6 protein-coding genes are annotated in these 20922 nt (G+C 73.4%); all 6 read right to left on the reverse strand.

Features of this window, described 5'->3' with window-relative positions:
• Positions 1–5 precede the first annotated feature (5 nt).
• From O1G21_RS06735 to O1G21_RS06760, 6 genes are read right to left on the reverse strand one after another with little or no spacing between them, the layout of a single operon-like run.
• Complete coding sequence (locus O1G21_RS06735; RefSeq protein WP_270141631.1) at positions 6–1193, reverse strand: 4-hydroxybenzoate 3-monooxygenase; 1188 nt, start codon at positions 1191–1193, stop codon at positions 6–8.
• The gene (locus O1G21_RS06740; RefSeq protein ID WP_270141633.1) at positions 1190–3547 is read right to left on the reverse strand and encodes a glycoside hydrolase family 3 protein; all 2358 of its coding nucleotides are present in this window, start codon (positions 3545–3547) and stop codon (positions 1190–1192) included. The genes O1G21_RS06735 and O1G21_RS06740 overlap by 4 nt, the downstream gene beginning before the upstream one ends.
• Entirely contained in the window at positions 3544–5685 is a 2142-nt protein-coding gene (gene pabB, locus O1G21_RS06745) for an aminodeoxychorismate synthase component I (protein WP_405000593.1), read from the reverse strand. Before pabB ends, O1G21_RS06740 begins: the two co-directional genes overlap by 4 nt.
• Positions 5682–7256 carry an FAD-dependent oxidoreductase gene (locus O1G21_RS06750; protein ID WP_270141635.1) on the reverse strand — a complete coding sequence of 525 codons (1575 nt, stop codon included), beginning with the start codon at positions 7254–7256 and terminating at the stop codon, positions 5682–5684. Before O1G21_RS06750 ends, pabB begins: the two co-directional genes overlap by 4 nt.
• A complete protein-coding gene (locus O1G21_RS06755; protein ID WP_270141637.1) occupies positions 7253–8470 on the reverse strand; it encodes a macrolide family glycosyltransferase in 1218 nt (405 codons plus the stop codon). The genes O1G21_RS06750 and O1G21_RS06755 overlap by 4 nt, the downstream gene beginning before the upstream one ends.
• 34 nt (positions 8471–8504) lie before the next feature.
• Positions 8505–20807, reverse strand: a complete 12303-nt coding sequence (locus tag O1G21_RS06760; RefSeq protein ID WP_333493427.1) for an SDR family NAD(P)-dependent oxidoreductase — start codon at positions 20805–20807, stop codon at positions 8505–8507.
• Positions 20808–20922: the final 115 nt, after the last annotated feature.

Below are 20922 nucleotides of genomic sequence, written 5' to 3' on the forward strand. Positions count from 1 at the left end.
GAACGTCAGCGGCGTGCGATACCCGTGTACTGCTCGGCGAAGGCCGTCGCCTCGGCGGTGGATGACAGCAGGCGCTCGAACCGGGCCCTGCGCAGCCGGCGGTCGAAGACCGTCTCGTCCGGTGCGGCGTGCATCAGGGTGGTCATCGAGGCCGAGAACTGCTGGCCCTGCCACGCCCGGGGCACGGCGGTGGCCGAGTAGCCGTCCAGGGCCTCGCGCCGGCCGTGGGCGTACCAGTCGGCGAGCGCCTCGGCGAGGTGCCGGGCGTCGGCGACGGCCATGTTGAGGCCCTTGGCGGCGCTCGGCGGGACGATGTGCGCGGCGTCGCCGACGAGGAAGAGCCGGCGGTACTGGAACGGCTCGGCCACGAAGCTGCGCAGCGGCACCATGACCCGCTCCAGGATCTCGCCGGTCGGCAGGGTGCCCCGGCCGCCGGTGAGCCGCAGGTCCAGCTCCCGCCAGATCTCCTCGTCCCCGCGCTCGTCCACGCCCTCGCCGGGCGGCACCGACAGGTACAGCCGGCTGACCTGCTGCGAGCGCATGCTCTGGAGCGCGAACCCGCGGTCGCCGACGGCGTAGATCAACTCGGGCGACAGCGGCGGGGCGGCGGCCAGGACCCCGAGCCAGGCGAAGGGGTGGGTCAGCTCGTGGCCGACCAGCTCCGTACCGGGCACGGCCTGCCGGCTGACCCCGTGGAACCCGTCGCAGCCCGCGATGAAGTCGCAGGTCAGTTCGGTGGGCTGACCGTCGATCGTGCAGACGACGCGCGCGCCGTCCGCGGTGACCGAGGCGATCCGCACGTCCTCGACGCCGAAGTGCAGGCCGGGCCCGTCGCCGTGGGCGTCCAGCAGGTCCTTGACGACCTCCTGCTGACCGTACATCCACACCGACGCACCGCAGAGCTCGGTGAAGGGCATCCGGTGCACGACGCCGTCGAGGCGCCACTCGAAGCCCTCGTGCACGAGCGCCTCGCGGTCGAGCCGTTCGCCGACCCCGGCGTCGCGCAGGACCTCGACGGTCCCCTGTTCCAGCAGCCCGGCGCGGACCCGCTTCTCCACGTGGGCGCGGGTGCGCCGCTCCAGGACGACCGAGTCGATGCCGTTCAGCCGGAGCAGCCGGGCGAGCAGCAGGCCCGAGGGTCCGGCCCCGATGATGCAGACGGGGGTGTGCGGTGTCCGCCCCGGCGGGGTCACTCCCCGACCTCGCCCGAGCTCGCGACCAGCACGTCGGCGGTGAGCCGGACGTCCGCCGAGGAGGCGCCGACCTGGACGGTGCGGCGGCCGGCGCCGACGGTCCAGGCGCGGGCGTCGGCGTCCCAGTACTCGAAGCACCGGGCGGCCAGCTCGACCTCCACCCGGGCCGACTCGCCCGGCTCCAGCCGGGCCGAGGTGTACCCGGCGAGGGCCCTGGGCGCCTGGTCGACGCCGGCCTCGGGGCTGGCGCCGAGGTAGACCTGGGCGATCTCGCGCCCGGCCCGCGCACCGGTGTTGCGGATGGTGAACGCGACCCGCAGGGTGCGGCCCCCGGCGGTCAGTTCGAGGTCCTCGTAGGCGAAGGTGGTGTAGCTGAGGCCGTGGCCGAAGGGGAACAGCGGCTGGTCGCCGTGCTGGTCGTGCCAGCGGTAGCCGACGAACAGGCCCTCGCTGTACTCGACGCGGCCGTCGGCGCCCGGGTAGCGCAGCGGGTCGCCGGAGACGGAGGTGTGGTCGGCGTCCACCGGGAAGGTCTGGGTGAGCTTGCCGCTCGGGTTGACGTCGCCGAACAGCAGGGCGTCGGTCGCCTCGGCGCCCATCTCGCCGGGGTACCAGACGTCCAGGACGCCGGCGACGCGGTCCTGCCAGGGCATCGGCACGGACGAGCCGGTGTTCAGCACCACCACGGTGTTCGGATTGGCCTCGGCCACCGCGGTGACGAGCTCGTCCTGGAGCCCGGGCAGCCCGAGTTCCGGACGGTCGATCAGCTCGGCGAGCTCGTCGTAGACGAAGACCAGCGCGGCCTCGGCGTTGCGGGCGGCCTCGGCCGCCTCCTCGATGTCGGTGCGGGCCTGCTGCGGGGTGACCCAGCCGAGGGTGAGCTTGACCGGGTTGCCGGGCACCGGCAGGGCCGACAGCACCAGCTTGTAGCTGCCCGGTTCCAGGTCGAGGGTCATGCCCGCGGTGTCGCCGAAGGAGCTGCCGGCGAAGACCCGCGGGTGGCCCTCCAGGTCGATCGCCGCGTAGCCGCCGAGCGCGGTGACGGCGATGCGGTAGCGGCCGGGCGTCTCGATGGTGAGGCGGCCCTCGTAGAAGTAGTTCGGCTCGGTGGAGGGGCCCGCGGGGACCTCGCCCTCGCGGAAGGGCGGCTGCAGCGCGGACTCGGGGATCGGGCGGCCGGCCGGGTCCTCGCCGATGCGGAACTCGACCCGGTCCTCGCCGAGGCGCCGGCGCAGCACGTCCAGCGGGGTGCTCGCGACCTCGGGGACGACGAGCGCGCTGCCGACGCCGGCGGTCTTGGGCACGGCCGCGGCCAGCCCGATGACCGCGAGGCCCTTGTCGCGGAGCCGGTCCTCGCTCAGCGGGAGGACGCCGCGCGGGTTGTGCAGCAGGACCGAGCCGGCCTGCGCCACCTCCAGGGCCAGGGCGCGGCCGCGCTCCGCGTCCCGCTCGACGGCGGGGCGTCCGGCCGGGTCGAGCAGGCCGAAGCGGGCCATCTGGCCGAGGATGCGGGCGACGGAGCGGTCGAGCACCTTCTCGTCGATCCGGCCCTCGGTGATCGCCTCGGCCAGCGGTGCGCCGAGGTGCTTGCCGTCGGGCATCTCCTGGTCGAGCCCGCGCTCGACGGCCGCGGTGTCGTGCACGGCGTCCCAGTCGGACATCACCCAGCCCTCGAAACCCCACTCCTCGCGCAGCAGGGTGGTGAGCAGCGGCCCGTTCTGGCAGCTGAAGTCGCCGTTGACGCTGTTGGTGGCGCCCATCAGGGCACCGGCGCCGGCCTCCACGACCGACTGGAAGGCGGGGAGTTCGATCTCCCGGAGGGTCCGCTCGTCGACGCGCACGTCGACGACCATCCGGTTCTCCTCCTGGTTGTTCGCCGCGAAGTGCTTCGGCATGGCGATGACGCCCTGCGACTGGATGCCCGCCACCACGGCCGTGCCGATCGCGGTGACCAGCAGCGGGTCCTCGCCGTACAGCTCGAAGTTGCGGCCGCCGTACGGCTGGCGCAGCACGTTGAGCATGGGGCCGATGAGCACGTCCTGGCGCTTGGCGAGGGCCTCGTGGCCGAGGAACTCGCCGTAACGGGCGGCGAGTTCCTCGTCGAAGGCGCAGGAGAGCGCGATCGGCGCGGGCAGCGCGGTGGTGGTCCTGCGCTTCATCCGCACACCGGCGGGGCCGTCGGTCATCCGCAGCGGCGGGATGCCGAGCCGCGGGACGCCCGGGACGTATCCGGACTGGCCGAGCTTCTCGGGGTCGTCGGCGCCGTGGACGAAGGAGAGCTTCTCCTCCAGGGTCATCTCGGCGATCAGGGCGTGGACGTCGACGGGGGCGTCGACGGGCGTCTGGGTGGTCATGCGAGTTCACTTCCGTTGCTGTCGGCGGGGGCGGCGGGGGCGGCGGGGGCGGCGGCCGGCACGGTGGCCTGGGGTTCGGGGGCGCGCAGGGCGCGGGCGGGCGCGCTGGCCTTGAGGAGCATCTCGTCGTACTCCTCGTCGGGGTCGGAGTCGAGGACGATGGCCCCGCCCGCGCCCAACTGCCAGTGCTCACCGGTGCGGACCATCGTCCGGATGACGATGTTGAGGTCGGCGCTGCCGTTGCAGGCGAGGTAGCCGATGGAGCCGGAGTAGATGCCGCGGGCCCGCTGCTCCAGGGACTCGATGATGTCCAGGGTGCGCAGCTTGGGCGCGCCCGTCATCGAGCCGCCGGGGAAGCAGGCGCGCACGCAGTCCATGGTGTCGGCGTCCGCCTTGAGGGTGCCGCGGATGGTGGACACCAGCTGGTGGACGGTGGCGTAGCTCTCGGCCGCCATCAGGACCGGGACCTCGACGCTGCCGAGTTCGCAGACCCGTCCGAGGTCGTTGCGCAGCAGGTCGACGATCATCAGGTTCTCGGCGCGCGTCTTGGCGCTGGAGACGAGTTCCGCGCGGGCGGCCTCGTCCTCGGCCGGGGTGGCGCCGCGGGGGGCGGTGCCCTTGATGGGCTTGGCCTCGGCCACCCGGTCGGCCGTGATCTTCAGGAATCGCTCGGGCGAGGAGCAGGCCACGTCGATGCCGTCGAGGTGCAGGTAGGCGGCGTACGGGGCCGGGTTGAGCCGGCGCAGTCGGCGGTAGGTCTCCCAGCCACCGTCGGTCGCCGGCACCTCGGCCACGTTGGTGAGGCAGATCTCGTAGCTCTCGCCCTGGAGCAGGTACTCCTGGCTGGCCCTGACGTCCTGGACGTAGTCCGCGCGCTGCTTGGCGAGGAACGGCTCGACGGAGGCGGCGGGGACGGGGGCGGGTTCCGGGAGGGTCCGCAGGCCCTCCAGCACCTCCGCGGTCCCGGTGAGCCAGTCCTCCGCCGCCGCCCGGGTGGTCTCGTCGGTGCCGAGCGCCAGCAGGTAGGTGCGGTCCTGCTCGTGGTCGACGGCGAGGAAGCGGTCGGCGAACAGCCAGACGGCGTCGGGGGTTTCGGCGGTGTGGCGGTTCTTGGAGCCGCAGTCGGCCTTGAGCTCGTAGCCGAAGTAGCCGACGTAGCCGCCGGTGAAGTCGAAGGGCAGCGGCGGCGCGTCGACCACCCGCCGCTCCGACTCCCGCTGGAGGTAGTCGAAGACGGTCCCGGCGTGGACCGCCGGGGCCGGCCCGTCGACCACGACGGCGCGCTCGGCGACGCGGTAGCGCACCGTCTCGGCGAGCGGGCCGGCGGCGTCCCCGAGGAAGGAGAACCGGGACAGGCCCCGCTCGACGCGCGCGCTGTCGAGCCAGAAGGCGTTCGTGGAGCCGGAGTAGAGCGCATCGAAGGCCGCTTCGGTGTCGACGGCCCGGTCCAGCTCGCGCACCTGCAGGCTGTAGCGCCGCTGCCCTGCCGGGGACTGCTCGCGAACGGGCGCCGACGGCGCGACGACGGGAACGGCGAAGGACCTGCGGCCCTGGGCGGCCGTGGTGAGGTCGCGGAAGTTCGCCATCATCCGCAGCCCGTACTCGGTCTCGATGGACTCCGGGTGGAACTGCACGCCCCAGCGGGGCAGCCGCCGGTGCCGCAGCGCCATGATCACGCCGTCCTCGGCCCGGGCGATGGGTTCGAGGTCGTCCGGCAGCGGCTCGGCGACGCACAGCGAGTGGTAGCGGACGGCGCCGAACTCCCGGGGGATCCCGGCGAAGAACGCGTCGCCCTGGTGGGTGACCCGCTCCACGTGCCCGTGGCGGGCCTCGGGCGCCGGCACCACGCGGCCGCCCTCGGACACCGCGAGGCCCTGGTGGCCGAGGCAGACGCCGAGCACCGGGGCGCTCGCCCGGCGCAGCACGTCGAGCGAGATGCCGAAGTCGCGGGCGCGGGCCGGATGGCCCGGGCCGGGGGAGATCACGACGTTGTCGAACCCGTCCAGGTCGGGGAGTTCGACCGCGTCGTTGGTGACGACGACGGGCTCCTCGCCGTTCACCTGCCCGAGGAGGTGGAACAGGTTGTAGGTGTACGAGTCGTAGTTGTCTATCAGCAGCGTCCGCACGGTCTCATTCACTTCGCGCTGGAGGGGGTGGAGCGGCCGGTGAGCCGGTCCAGGTGGGCAAGGCAGTCCTGCGGCCGGTCGGCCGGGGCGAGCCGGGCGAGGTGGCCGTCGGGGCGCACCAGGGCGATCAGCGGGAGCGGGCCGAACCCGGCCCGCAGTCGGCCGCGTCCGTCGTCGGTGAGCCGCGCGAGGTCGTGCACGGCGATCCGCTCGCCGAACGCGGCGCGGGCCCGCTCGGCCACGGCGGTCCAGTCCTCCGGGAGGCCCTCGCCCGGCCACAGCAGGGCGATGTGGGCGCTCCGGTCGAGCACCGGGGAGCCGGGCTCGGTTCGGGAGGAGTGGAAGAACGGCACCCGGTCGCCGACGGTCAGCCGGCGCTTCAACTGCGAGCGCCACAGGGGTTCTTCGAGTGGAGCATAGCTCAGTCCGAGCTGGCTCATCAGCGGCGCGGCCACCTTGCGCAGGAAGCCGGAGCGCTCGGCGGCGGCGACGGCCTCGTCGCGGCGCGCGGCGTCCTCGGGGGTCTGCGGCGCCGACAGCTCCATCTCGGTGCGGATGACGGTGCGGACCTGCTCGACCGCCTGTCGGCGCTCGCTGTCGTAGCTGTCGAGCAGGGCGTCGCTCCACCCCTCGCGCACGACGCCGGCCAGCTTCCAGCCGAGGTTGACGGCGTCCTGGAGGCCGAGGTTGAGCCCCTGTCCGCCGAGCGGCACCACGCTGTGCGCGGCGTCCCCCACCAGGATCACCCGCCCGTCGCGGAACCGTTCGGCCACGCCGGGCCGCGGGAAGTAGGTGCGCTTCCACAGCGGTTCACCGAGTTCGTACGGGAGGCTGGTGCGCTGATCGACCATCTCCTGCCAGTCGGCGAGCGGCCGGTCGGACCAGTCCGGCTCCCCGGGCAGCACCACGGTGGCCAGCCGGCACACTCCGTCGGGCAGGTGGACCAGCGGCAGCATCCCGGTCTCGCCGTAGTGGTACTCGACGCCGGACACCGCCGGCCCGCTGATCGGGAAGTCGCCGAGCGAGATGCCGAGCGGGAAGGGCAGGCCCGGGTACGGGATGTCGAGCAGGCGGCGGGTGAGGCTGCCGGCGCCGTCGGCGCCGATCAGCCACTGCGGCTCGGTCTCCTCCCGGGTGCCGTCCCGGTGGCGCAGGGTGGCCCGGGGCAGCGGCCCGGAGTTGTCGAGGGCGTGGAGCTCCGTACCGCACTCGACCCGGCCGCCGAGTTCGGCGAGGCGGGCCCAGAGCAGGTCCTCCAGCTCGCGCTGGACGATGCCGAGTCCGAACGGGTAGGCGGTGTCCATGCCGTGCATGGGCACGGTGCCGAGCCGGCGGCCGCGGGAGAAGAAGCTGACGTCGGTCGCGGGGCGTCCGCGGGAGACCAGTTCCTCCGCGATGCCCGTCTTCTCCAGGAGTTCGAGCACGCGCGGCCAGATCATCACGGCTCGCGAGTGCGGGTCGCTCTCCTCCAGCGAGGGCTTGCCGTCGATCAGCCGGACCGGGACGCCCTGCTGCAACAGGTCGCAGGCGAGCAGCGAACCGACCGCTCCCCCACCGACGATGAGGATCTCCGGAGTGCTCATACCGCCGCCACCTCTCCTTCCGTGCGGACCAGGTGCCGCTCGATCGCCTCCGCGGCGGCCACCGCCCCGCCCGCGTCGTGGACGTGCTGCCGCATCCCGGCCATCCGGGCCGCGGTCGCCGGATCGGTGCTGACCGTGCGCACCGCTTCGCGCAGACCGGCGGGGGTCAGCGCCGCGGGGTCGAGCCGCAGGCCGAGGCCCAGTTCGGCGACCCGGTCGGCGATGATCTCCTGCTCGACCATCTGGGGCACCACCACCATGGGCGTGCCGAAGGACAGCGCCTCCATGGTGCTGCCCATGCCGCCGTGGGTGACGAAGGCGGACGCCCGGTCGAGCACGGACAGCTGGGGCACGCTCGCGTGCACCTCGACGTTCGGCGGCAGCGTGCCGAGGTCGGCCGGGTCGGTCTGCGCGCCGATCGACATGACCACCGAGAACTCGGTGCCGTCGAAGGCCTCCAGGCAGCCGCGGTAGAACCCGGTCGCCCGGTTGAACACCGTGCCGAGCGAGACCAGGACCAGCGGCCGGCCGTCCTCGGCGCGCTGCCACCGCTCCTGCGCCGTCCGGTCGCCGAGGCTCGGGCCGACGAAGCGGTAGTGCGGGCCGAAGGCGTCCTGCCCGGGCTGGAACTCCCGGGGCAGGAAGGCCAGGTTGAGCTCCTCCTCGAAGTCCATGAACTCCTCGGTGGCGGTGCCGCCGAGCCCGACGGCGGTCAGGAACTCCCCGAGCCGGCGGTCGAATTCGGCGCCGTTGGCCTCGTGGGCCGCGGAGCGGCCGGTCCGGGCGAGCATGGCGTCCATCAGGGCGAAGCCGCGGCTGGAGGCGATGCTGGGGAAGAACTGCACGGAGCGGCAGCCCCAGCGGCGCGCCAGCGCCCGGCCGACGAACGGCGCCGTGTTGTCGTACACGACCAGGTCGGGCCGCCCGTCGGCGAACCGCTCCTCGGCGAGCGCGATCCGGTCCGCGCTGCCGTACAGGAAGAAGAGCGGCAGCGCGCTCAGGTCGTTCTCGGCGAAGGCGCGCGGCGAGTGGCCGGAGGAGGTGGCGACGTCGTAGCGGCACACCGTCGCGCCGAGCCGGACGAGCCGCTCCTCGAACTCCTTCGTGGTGAAGTAGGTGACCTGGTGGCCGCGGGAGACCAGCTCCGCGACGATGCCGAAGGTCGGCGATACGTGGCCGTGGGCGGCCACACTGAAAAATGCGATATGGGCCATCAGTGTTCCTCAGGGTTTCGACCGGCGGGGCCGGTCAGATCCCGATCTCCCCGTCCAGGATTTCGAACAGCTCCTCGTCGGTGACGTCGTCATGGACGTCCGACTTCTTCGTGGTGCCGCCCAGTCGGGCCAGCAGGGCGCGCAGCCGTTGTTCGGCGTACCGGCCGGTCGCCGAGTCCGGCGCGGCCGCGCGCAGTTGTGCCTCCAGTTCGTCGAGCCCGCGGATCACCGGCTGCGCCGGGGCGTCCTCGCTCTCGCCCAGCTCCTCGTCGAGGTGCCCGGCGAGCGCCGCGGGGGTGGGGAAGTCGAAGACCAGCGTGGGTGAGAGCTTGAGTCCGGTCTCGGCGCCGAGCCGGTTGCGCAGTTCGACGGCCGCGAGCGAGTCCAGGCCGAGTTCGCGGAAGGACCGCTCGCCGGGCACCTGGTCGCCGCCGCGGTGCCCCAGCACGGCCGCCGTCTGCGCGGTCACGAGGTCCGTCAGCAGCCGTCGGCGCTGCGCCGGGTCGGCGGCCGCCAGGCGCTCGGCCAGCCGCTCGGCCGGCGAGGGCCCGCCGGCCGTCCTCGTCGGCCGGGCCGCCGGCACCGGTGCGGCCGGACGGTCCGTGCGCCGTGACTGCCGGACCGCGACCAGGTTCCGGGAACCGGGCCCGTCCAGGGCGCGGTCGAGCAGCGCCAGCGCCTCCTCGTTGGTCATCGGTACGGTGCCGTGGCGGGCCATCCGGGCGATGGCCTCGGCACCGATCCGACCGGCCATGCCGCGCTGCTCCGCCCACGGGCCCCACTGCAGCGAGAGGGCGGGCAGTCCGAGCGAGCGGCGGTGGTCGGCGAAGGCGTCCAGGAAGCCGTTGGCCGCGGCGTAGTTGGCCTGCGCGGGGCTGCCGTGCACACCGGCCGCCGAGGAGAAGAGCACGAAGGCGTCCAGGTCGTGCCCGGCGGTGACGGCGTGCAGGGCGAGCACGCCCTCCGCCTTCACCCGGACGACGCGCGCGAACTGCTCACGGCTGAGCGTGCTGAGCGCGCCGTCGTCGACGATGCCCGCCGTGTGGATCACCGCCCTGAGCGGCCGGTCGGCACCGAGGCCCGCCACGACCTCCGCGAGCGCGGACCGGTCGGTGACGTCGCAGGCCGCGAGGGTGACCCGGGCCCCGAGCGCGCGCAGGGTGTCGGCGAGCCGGCCGTGCTCCGGGCCGTCCGCCCGCCTGCTCAGCAGGACCAGGTCGGTCACGCCGCGGCGCCGCACCAGGTGCTCGGCGACGACCGCGCCGAGGCCGCCGGTGCCGCCCGTGATGAGCACGGCGCCGTCGGTCGGCCGGGGTTCGGCGGGCTCCTCGTTCCCGGCGGGGGCGAGTCGGGGTGCCAGCAGCTGTCCCTCGCGGACCACCACTTCGCGCGCCTCGACCGACAGGGCCGAGGCCAGCGCGGCCGGCGACCTCGGGTCGCCGTCCAGCTCCACGACCTGGAACTTGCCGGGGTGCTCGGACTGCGCGGTGCGCAGCATCGCCCGTACGGCGCCGGACGTGGTTCCCGGCTCCCCGGACACCACCAGGGTGAGGCGGGCGTCGTCGTACAGACCGCCGTCGATCCACTCCCGCAGCAGGGCCGCGGTGCGCCAGACGGCCTCGACCGCGTGCTCGGCCGACTCGTCCGTGCCCAGCGGACCGGAGAGGTCCACGAAGCGGACGACGGCCTCCGGCAGCGTGAACGAGTCCTCCAGAGCCGCCAGGTCCCGGTGGTGCTCGGCGACGATTCCGCTCCCGTCGAGCGCCCGGGTGAGGCCGGCCGGATCCTCGCCGAGGACCGCGACGGCCCCGGCGAACGTTCCGGTGACGGTTCCGGCGTCCTCGACCGGCTCCAGGACCGGGGCCAGCAGCTCGGCCCCGGACTCCGCCAGGTCCTGGGGGCGGACCCGCCGCAGCGTCAGCGAGTCGACCACCGCGATGGTGCGGCCGGCCGGATCCGTGACGTGGAGCGCGAGTTCGTCCGCGCCGATCCGGCTCAGCCGGACCCTGGCCTCGGCCGCTCCCGGCCGGTACACCGTGACGCCCTGCCAGACGAAGGGCAGCCGACCGGCCGCGTCCGACGAGCCGGGCGAGTCGACGAAGCCGGTGTGCAGTGCCGCGTCGAACAGTGCGGGGTGGAAGACGAAGCGCTCCGGCTCCTGCCCGGAGTCCTCCGCGAAGGTCACCTCCGCGAAGACGTCGTCGCCGCGCCGCCAGGCGGCCCGCAGGCCCCGGAACACCGGGCCGTAGTCGAAGCCCATGTCCACGGCGCGGTCATAGGCGTCCTCGGCCGCGACCGGTTCGGCGCCCACGGGCGGCCAGGTGAGGTCGGCGACGAGCTCCTCGCCGCGTTCCTCCGTGAGCACGCCCGCCGCGTGGGTGGTCCAGCCGCCGTCCGCGCCCACCGGACGGCCGTACACGGTCACCGACCGGCGTCCTGGCTCGTCGAGCGGCCGGACGGCCACCTGGACGTCCACCGCCGAGCCTCCGGACAGCCGGAGCGGCGCCTGCACGGTGAGTTCCTCAAGGGTCGGGCTGCCCACCGCACGACCGGCGTGCAGCGCCACGTCGACGAACGCCGTCCCGGGAAGGATCACCGTGCCGTTCACCACGTGGTCGGCCAGCCAGGGGTGCGTGCGGACTGACAGCCTGGAGCTGTACAGGACCTCCTCGGAATCGGCGCGGGGAATGCCTCCGCCGATCAGGGGGTGGGTGTCCGGCCCCTGCGGCACGCCGACCGGACGCGGGCGCGGCCAGTAGCGCTCCGCCCGGAAGGGGTATCCGGGGAGGCCGGTGGCGCCGGTGCCGGGTCCGAAGTAGGCGGGCCAGTCGACGGTGACCTCCCAGCAGTGCAGGGTGCCGAGGGCGGCCACGATGGTCTGGTCCTCGGGGCGGTCGCGGCGCAGGAGGGAGGTGAAGGCGTGGCCGTCGATGTCGGTGAGGCAGTCCTGGGCGAGGGCGGTCAGGACGCCGTCCGGGCCGAGTTCGACGAAGCGGGTCGCACCCAGCTGGGAGGCGGTGCGCACACCGTCGTGGAACAGCACGGCCTGGCGGACGTGCCGCACCCAGTAGTCGGGGCTGGTCAGCTCCTCGGCGGTGGCGAGTGCGCCGGTCACGTTGGAGACGACCGGGATCCGGGGCTCGTCCGCCTTGAGAGCGCTGACGACCGTGCCGAACTCGGCGAGCATCGGCTCCATCAGGGGCGAGTGGAAGGCGTGGCTGACGGAAAGGCGCTTGGCCCGGTGGCCGGCCGCCTTTGCCTTCTGCTCGACCTTCTCGATCGCCCCCGCGTCGCCCGAAAGGACCACCGAGCGCGGACCGTTGACCGCCGCGACATCGACCAGGCCCTCACAGCCGGCGAGGAGCTCCACAGCGGTCTGCTGATCGACCGCCACCGCGAGCATCGCGCCCCCGGCGGGCAGTGCCTGCATCAACCGACCACGCGCCGCCACCAGCGCAGCGGCGTCCTCCAGCGAGAACACCCCCGCCACATGCGCAGCCGCCACTTCACCGATCGAGTGGCCGAGCAGGAGGTCCGGGCTCACACCCCACGACTCAAGGAGGCGGAACAGCGCCACCTCCAGCGCGAACAGCCCAGCCTGCGCCCACACCGTCCGATTCAGCAACTCGGCATCGTCACCGAAGACGACGTCGCGGACCGAACCGTCCAGATGCCCGTCCAGCTCCGCACACACCGCATCGAACGCGCCCGCGAACACCGGGAAAGCGCCGTACAACTCCCGGCCCATCCCCAACCGCTGGGAACCCTGCCCCGTGAACAGGAACGCCAGCTTCCCGGCGGGCGCCGTGCCGTGCGTCTCCACCTCCGCCAGTGCGGCCAGCGCCTGCGCGCGGTCGTGCGCGACGACGGCGGCGCGGTGCTCGAAGGAGGTCAGGCCCACCGCCAGCGAACGGCCGACGGCAGCGGAATCCAGTTCGGGCCGGGCCGCGAGGTGCTCGCGCAGTTGCTCCGCCCGCGCGCGCAGCGCCTCGGGAGTCTTCGCGGAGAGGATCCACGGCACCACCGACGGCCGGGGCCCGGTCGGCTCGGCCGACTCGGCCGACTGCGCGTTCTGCGGGGCCTGTTCGAGGATGACGTGCGCGTTGGTCCCGCTGATGCCGAACGAGGACACACCCGCCCGACGCGGACGCCCCGTCTCCGGCCACTCCCGCTCCTCCGTCAGCAGCGAGACCTCACCCACCGACCAGTCCACGTGCGGCGACGGCGCGTCCACGTGCAGCGTCCGAGGCAGCACACCGTGCCGCATCGCCTGCACCATCTTGATCACACCCACCACACCCGCCGCAGCCTGCGTGTGCCCCAGGTTCGACTTCACCGACCCCAGCCACAGCGGACGGTCCGCCGGACGCCCCTGCCCGTACGTCGCCAGCAGCGCCTGCGCCTCGATCGGGTCACCCAGGGCCGTACCCGTGCCGTGCGCCTCCACCGCGTCGACCTCGTCGGCCGCCAGCCGCGCACTTGCCAGGGCCTGACGGATCACCCGCTGCTGCGACGGCCCGTTCGGCGCCGACAGACCGTTCGACGCACCGTCCTGGTTCACCGCAGTGCCACGAACCACGGCCAGCACCCGGTGCCCGTTGCGCCGCGCGTCCGACAACCGCTCCAGCAACAGCAGCCCGACACCCTCACCCCAGCCCGTACCGTCCGCACCGGCCGCGAACGCCCGGCACCGCCCGTCCGGGGACAACCCGCGCTGGCGGGAGAAGTCGATGAACGAACCCGGCGTCGACATCACGGTGACGCCGCCCGCGAGCGCCAGCGAGCACTCGCCCCGCCGCAGCGAGTCCGCTGCCAGGTGCATGGCCACCAGGGACGAGGAACACGCGGTGTCCACCGTCAGCGCCGGCCCCTCGAAGCCGTAGAAGTAGGAGAGCCGGCCCGAGGCGACGCTCAGCGCGCCACCGGTGCCGAGGTACCCCTCCAGGTCCTCCGCGGACTGGGCGACGAGCGCGGTGTAGTCCTGGCCGTTGGATCCCACGAAGACACCGGTACGGCTGCCGCGCAGCGCACCCGGCAGGACGCCCGCGGACTCGAACAGCTCCCAGGAGGTCTGGAGCAGCAGCCGCTGCTGCGGGTCCATCGCCAGCGCCTCGCGCGGCGAGATCCCGAAGAACCCGGCGTCGAACTCGGCCACGCCGTCCAGGAACGCGCCTCCGGAGGCGTACGTCGTCCCGGGAACGCTCGGATCCTCGTCGAACAGCCCCGCCAGGTCCCAGCCCCGGTCCTCCGGGAAGGGCCCCACCGCGTCCGTACCGGCCGCGACCAGGTCCCACAGGTCCTCCGCCGACCGCACACCGCCCGGGAACCGGCAGGCCATGCCCACCAGCACCACCGGATCGGCCTCGTCCACCACCGCGCCCGCCCCGACGACCACGGCCTCGCCCGCCTCGCCGGCGCCGAACAGCTCCGCACGGAGGAAGTCCGCCAGTCCGGCCGGGCTCGGGTAGTCGAAGGCGAGCGAGGCCGGCAGCCGCAGCCCGGTCGCCGCGACCAGTCGGTTGCGCAGCTCGACCGAGGCGAGCGAGTCGAAGCCGAGCGCGCGGAACGACTTCTGCGGGTCGATGACCTCGGCAGACCGGTGCATCAGCAGATCGGCGGCATGACCGCGGATCAGCTGCTCCAGCGCGGAGTGCTGCTCGGCGGGAGTGCGGCCCGCCAGGGTCGCGGCGAGCCCGGTCGGCTCGTCGGCGGGCCCGGCGACCAGCGCGCGCAGCAGGGGGCGCCGGGCTGCCGCTCCGTGCGCCTGTGCGTAGCGCTCCCAGTCGATGTCCGCCGCGAGGAGAGCGGTCTCGCCGTACTGGACCGCGCTTTCGAGGACGCGCAGCGCGTTCTCCGGGCGCATCGGGCGGAACCCGGTGCGGCGCATCCGCTCGCGCACCACCTCGTCGGTGGCGGCCATGCCCTCACCCGCCCAGGCGCCCCAGGCGATTGCGGTGGCCGGGAGCCCGGCCTGTCGGCGCCGTTCGGCGAGTGCGTCTAGGGCCGCGTTCGCCATGGCGTAGTTCGCCTGGCCGGCTGCGCCGACCACGCCGGCGAGCGAGGAGAAGAGCACGAAGGCGGAGAGGGGAAGATCGCGGGTCAGCCGGTCCAGGTGGAGGGCGCCGTCCGTCTTGGCGGCGACCACGCGCTGGAGGCGTTCGGGGGTCAGAGCCATGAGCACGCCGTCGTCCAGGACGCCGGCGGTGTGCACGACGGCGGTCAGCGGGTGCTCGGCCGGGATCGCACCGAGCAGTGCGGCCACCGCCTCCCCGTCACTGACATCGCAGGCGGCGATGGTCACCCGGGCACCGAGCTCCGCCAGCTCGGCCGCCAACTCGGCAGCCCCCGGGGCCTGGTCGCCCCGACGGCTGGTGAGCAGCAGGTGGTCGGCCCCGGCCTGGGCCAGGCGACGGGCGACATGGGCACCGAGGGCGCCGGTGCCGCCGGTGACGAGGACGGTCCCGGACGGAGCCCAACGGTTCGGTTCCGCCTGGTCCTCCCGGGCCGCCCTGACAAGGCGGCGTGCGTAGGCCGCCTCGGCCCGGACGGCGACCTCGTCCTCGGCCATCGCACCCAGGAGCAGGGCGGAGAGCCGTCGTGCACCCTCGGCGTCCAGCCGCTCCGGGAGGTCGACGAGTCCGCCCCAGGTGCCGGCCGCCTCCAGTGCGGCCACTCGTCCGAGGCCCCAGAGCTGTGCCTGCTGCGTGCTGATCGGACCGTCCGGGCCGCCGACACCGACCGCGCCCCGGGTCGCCAGCCACACGGGGGCCTCGGAACCGGTGTCCCCGAGCGCCTGCAGCAGCACCACGGCGTTCAGCGGGGCGAGTTCACCGCGCAGCAGCGCGAACACCCCGGTCGGCACGGCCTCGGCGGCCAGCTGGGCCAGGACGGCGCCGAGGGCCGCACGATCAGCCGCCCCGTCGGAGAGCGACAGGCGCAGCACCCGGGCGGCCGTGGCATCGAGAGCGGTCACGCAGTCCTGGGTGAGCGCGTCCTCGGTGTCCGTGACCAGGATCCAGGTGCCGGACGGCTCCGGCGCGGGAACCTGCGCGAGCGACTCCCAGCTGACGCGGTAGAGCAGGTCGCCCGGCTCCGCCGGACTTCCGGCCACGCCCTTCATCGGCGTCACCGGCCAGTAGCGCTCGGTCTGGAAGGGGTACGTGGGCAGGTCGACGCGGTGCGCGCCCGAACCGTCGTACACGGCTTGCCAGTCGGGGACGGTGCCCCAGCAGTGCAGGGCGCCCAGGGCCGCGGCGACGGCCTGGTCCTCGGGGCGGTCGCGGCGGAGCAGCGAGGTGAAGGCGTGGCCGTCGGTGCCGGTGAGGCAGTCCTGGGCGAGCGCCGTCAGGACGCCGTCGGGGCCCAGTTCGACGAAGCGGGTCGCACCCAACTGGGAGGCGGTGCGCACGCCGTCGTGGAACAGCACGGCCTGGCGGACGTGCCGCACCCAGTAGTCGGGGCTGGTCAGCTCCTCGGCGGTGGCGAGTGCGCCGGTCACATTGGAGACGACCGGGATCCGGGGCTCGTCCGCCTTGAGAGCGCTGACGACCGTACCGAACTCGGCCAGCATCGGCTCCATCAGCGGCGAGTGGAAGGCATGGCTCACCGACAGGCGCTTGACCCGGTGGCCGGCTGCCAGTGCCTTCTGCTCGACCTTCTCGATCGCCCCCGCGTCGCCCGAAAGGACCACCGAACGCGGACCGTTGACCGCCGCGACATCGACCAGGCCCTCACAGCCGGCGAGGAGCTCCACAGCGGTCTCGGGCGTGACGGCCACCGCGAGCATCGCGCCCCCGGCGGGCAGTGCCTGCATCAACCGGCCACGCGCCGCCACCAGCGCGGCCGCGTCCTCCAGCGAGAACACCCCCGCCACATGCGCGGCCGCCACTTCACCGATCGAGTGGCCGAGCAGGAGGTCCGGGCTCACACCCCACGACTCAAGGAGGCGGAACAGCGCCACCTCCAGCGCGAACAGCCCAGCCTGCGCCCACACCGTCCGGTTCAGCAACTCGGCGTCGTCACCGAAGACGACGTCGCGGACCGAACCGTCCAGATGCCCGTCCAGCTCCGCACACACCGCGTCGAACGCGCCCGCGAACACCGGGAAAGCGCCGTACAACTCCCGGCCCATCCCCAACCGCTGGGAACCCTGCCCGGTGAACAGGAACGCCAGCTTTCCGGCGGAAGCAGCAGAATCCACCACCTCCTGGCACGGGCGCCCCTCCGCCAGGGACTCCAGCCCCCGCAGCAGCCCCTCACGGTCCCCCGCCACCACCGCCGCACGCCGATCCAGCACGGCCCGCGTGGTCGCCAGCGAGAAGGCCAGGTCGGCCACGGTCAGGGAGTTGTCCGCAGTGACGCGGACGGCCAGCCGGGCCGCCTGCTCCCGCAGCGCGGCATCGTCGGCGGCGGACAGCACCGAGACCGGCGGAACCGGCACCTCCGCCGCCACCTCGGTGCCCGACTCGTCGTCCTGCGGGGCCTGTTCGAGGATGACGTGCGCGTTGGTCCCGCTGATGCCGAAGGAGGACACACCCGCCCGACGCGGACGCCCCGTCTCCGGCCACTCCCGCTCCTCCGTCAGCAGCGAGACCTCACCCACCGACCAGTCCACGTGCGGCGACGGCGCGTCCACGTGGAGGGTCCGAGGCAGCACACCGTGCCGCATCGCCTGCACCATCTTGATCACACCCGCCACACCGGCGGCCGCCTGGGTGTGCCCCAGGTTGGACTTCACCGACCCCAGCCACAGCGGACGGTCCGCGGAACGCCCCTGCCCGTACGTCGCCAGCAGCGCCTGCGCCTCGATCGGGTCACCCAGGGCCGTACCCGTGCCGTGCGCCTCCACGGCGTCGACCTCGTCGGCCGCCAGCCGCGCACTTGCCAGGGCCTGACGGATCACCCGCTGCTGCGACGGCCCGTTCGGCGCCGACAGACCGTTCGACGCACCGTCCTGGTTCACCGCAGTGCCACGGACCACGGCCAGCACCCGGTGCCCGTTGCGCCGCGCGTCCGACAACCGCTCCAGCAACAGCAGCCCGACACCCTCACCCCAGCCCGTACCGTCCGCCGCGGCGGCGAACGGCTTGCAGCGGCCATCGGCGGCGAGACCGCGCTGACGACTGAAGTCGACGAACGACGTCGGCGTCGACATCACCGCGACTCCGCCCGCGAGCGCCAGCGAGCACTCGCCCCGCCGCAGCGAGTCCGCTGCCAGGTGCAGGGCGACGAGCGACGAGGAACACGCGGTGTCCACCGTCAGCGCCGGCCCCTCGAAGCCGTAGAAGTAGGAGAGTCGGCCGGAGAGCACGCTGCCCGCGAGCCCGGTGCTCAGGTAGCCCTCCACCCCGGGCTCGCCGGTGAGGCGGATCGCGTAGTCGTGGTACATCTGCCCGGCGAAGACGCCGGTGCGGCTGCCGCGCAGCGTGTCCGGGTCGATGCCGGCCTGCTCGAAGAGCTCCCAGGAGGTCTGGAGCAGCAGCCGCTGCTGCGGGTCCATCGCCAGCGCTTCCCGCGGCGAGATCCCGAAGAACCCGGCGTCGAACTCGGCCACGCCGTCGAGGAATCCGCCCTGCGAGGCGTACGTGGTTCCCGCCGTGTCCGGGTCCTCGTCGAACAGCCCGGGCAGGTCCCAGCCCCGGTCCTCCGGGAAGGGCCCCACCGCGTCCGTACCGGCCGTGACCAGGTCCCACAGGTCCTCCGCCGACCGCACACCGCCCGGGTACCGACAGGCCATGCCCACCAGCACCACCGGATCGGCCTCGTCCGCCACCGCGCCCGCCCCGAGGACCACGGCCTCGCCCGTCCCGCGGGCACCGAGCAGTCCGTCACGGAGGAACCGGGCCACGGCCCGCGGGGTCGGGTGGTCGAACGCGAGCGAGGCCGGCAGCCGCAGCCCGGTCGCGTTCTGGAGCCGGACGCGCAGGCCCACGGACGCCACCGAGTCGAAGCCCAGCGTGCGGAAGGGCTTGCGCGGGTCGAGCGAGGCCGCGGCGGCGTTGCCGAGGACGGCTGCGCACTCGGCGGCCACCAGGGCCAGCAGCCGGAGTTCGACGTCCCGGTCGCCCAGGTCCCGGAGTTCGTCCCGCAGTCGGGCTGCCACCTCGGGAGCGGGCTCGGCCGCGACGCCCCAGAGCGGTCCCGGGACGTCGACGGCCGACGCCCGTACGACGGGCGCGTTCTCGATCAGTGCGGCGTCCAGCGCGTCGCGCAGCCCCTGCGCGCCGATCTCGTCCCCGGCACTGAGCGAGACCGCGATCCCTCCCGCACCGGCGAGTTCGCGCGCCAGTTCGTCGAAGGGAGCCGCTTCCTCGGCCCCGGTCAGCAGGACGAGCACGTACCCGTCCCGGCCTGCCGTCGCGCGCCGCAGCAACTCGCCGTCGGCGGGCTCGCAGCGCTCGACCACCGTCTCGGCGCAGCCGTGCGCGGAGCGGAGGTGCGCCGCCAGTTCCTCGGCGCGCGCCGTGGCGGCGGCGTCGGCGAGCAGCAGGACGGGCTTGCCGCGCACGGTGCTCCGGTCGTCCGCCGGCAGCGAGGCCGGCAGAGCGGAGGAGTCGGGGGAGCCGGGAGCGCGGAAGGTCAGTCGGCCGTGGTGGGTTCCGGTGTTCGCCAGCAGTCGGGAGCCCTCGGCGCCGACGAGTCGGCGGACGGTCTTGCCGGAGGGCGTGCGGGGGATCCGGTCGGTGAGGTGCAGCTCCGCCGGAACCTTGAAGTAGGCGAGGCGGTCGCGCAGCCGGGCGACCAACTCGGCCACCGGCAGCGGCTGGTCCGCCTTCGGCACCAGGTAGGCGACCGGCACCTCGCCGAGCACACCGTGCTCGCGGCCGACGACCGCGACGTCCGCGACCTCGGCGCTCGCGCGGATCGCGTCCTCGATCTCGGCGGGGTGCATGTTCTCCCCACCCCGGATGATGAGTTCCTTGAGGCGCCCGGTGATGCTCACGAAGCCCTGGGCGTCCTGGCGGCCCATGTCGCCGGTGCGGTACCAGCCCTGGTGGAAGGCCTCGGCCGTCCGCTCCGGGTCGTTGTGGTAGCCGGCCATCAGGCTGGGACTCCGGACCCATATCTCGCCCTCGTGGCCGGTGGGCGCTTCGAGGCCGGTCTCCGGATCGGTGATGCGGACCGTCACCCCGGGGACGGGCCGGCCGCAGGAACCGGGCACCCGGTGGTCGCCCAGCGGGTTGCAGGTGATGACACCGGTGGTCTCGGTGCTTCCGTAGCTGTCGACCAGCGGGACGCCGAAGGCGTCCCGGAACCGTGCGCCGAGGGCGGCGCTGGTGAGCGCTCCGGCCACCAGGAAGGCCCGCAGGCCGCTCAGGTCGAGTTCGCCCTCGGGGACGGAGTCCAGGAGGTAGTGGCACATCGTGGGCACGGCGGCCATCAGGGTGTAGGAGGAGCTGCCGAGTTCGGTGACGATGTCGTCCGGGGCGAAGTCGGCCGCGATCCGGGCGGTCGCGCCGGCCGCCATCACTCCGAGGACGCAGAGGTTGAAGGCGAAGCTGTGGTGCAGTGGCAGCGGCCAGAGCAGCCGGTCCCCCGGTCCGATGTCCAGCACGGCGGCGTAGCCGTTGACGGCCGACCAGAGCCCCGCCTGCTGGGTGGAGAGAACGCCCTTGGGGGCGCCGGTCGTTCCGGAGGTGTACAGCATCCAGGCGATCTCGTCGGGCCGCAGTCCGTCCGGCGCCGGTGCGCTCGGTTCGCCTACGGTCATTCGCCGGTAGTCGTGGACGCATTCGCCGTCCCCGACGCTTTCCTGATTGTCCGTCACGATCACGAAGTGGAGGTCATTCCGAAGGCCGTCGAGCCGTCGGAGCCGCTCGAAGTTCGATTCCTCGGTGATGACGAGCACGGCCTCGGAGTCGCGCAGAATATGCGCGAGCTCGTCATCGCCGGCATGCGGATTGACCGGGACGGTGACGAGCTCCGCGCGGGTCAGCGCGAAGCAGCTCTCCACCATTTCCACCCGGTTGCCGAGGCACACCACGGCGCGCCCGCCCCGGGCGATTCCGAATTCGGCGATGTGGCCGGCCAGTCGCGCGGTGGACGCTTCCAGCTCCCCGTAGGTCGTGCTGCGTGCCTGGTCAGAGTAGGCGATGACGTGTCCACGCTCAATGGCGTGCGCTCGGAGGGCATCCACGACGGAACGAACAGGGATAGCCGACACGGCTGACTCCCACTCAGAAAAGGACGCGACTCGGACCGATGGCTCCGGGCAGCACGAAGAAAGGCCCTCTAGAGCGCGTTCCCCCGTACAGCATCGCGTAGAGCTGATGATCTTTCGTCGGCGACGATATAGGAGGGGGAAGGCCGAGATCAATGGCCTTGTTGCGAGCGTCACACCGGTCGGCGTTTTCTCCCCCCACCAGGGATTATGACGTCATGTCAGATATCACGAACGCCGGTGTTACCCACTGTCAGTTCCGTCGCCCGGCCTGTACGCTCCCCAATCGATC

It is taken from the genome of Kitasatospora cathayae (assembly GCF_027627435.1).
GTDB lineage: Bacteria > Actinomycetota > Actinomycetes > Streptomycetales > Streptomycetaceae > Kitasatospora > Kitasatospora cathayae.

Excerpts from the sequence above, each read along its gene's own strand:
- O1G21_RS06740 (WP_270141633.1), bottom strand. The coding sequence starts at position 3,547 with ATGACCACCCAGACGCCCGTCGACGCCCCCGTCGACGTCCACGCCCTG.
- O1G21_RS06750 (WP_270141635.1), bottom strand. The coding sequence starts at position 7,256 with ATGAGCACTCCGGAGATCCTCATCGTCGGTGGGGGAGCGGTCGGTTCG.
- O1G21_RS06755 (WP_270141637.1), bottom strand. The coding sequence starts at position 8,470 with ATGGCCCATATCGCATTTTTCAGTGTGGCCGCCCACGGCCACGTATCG.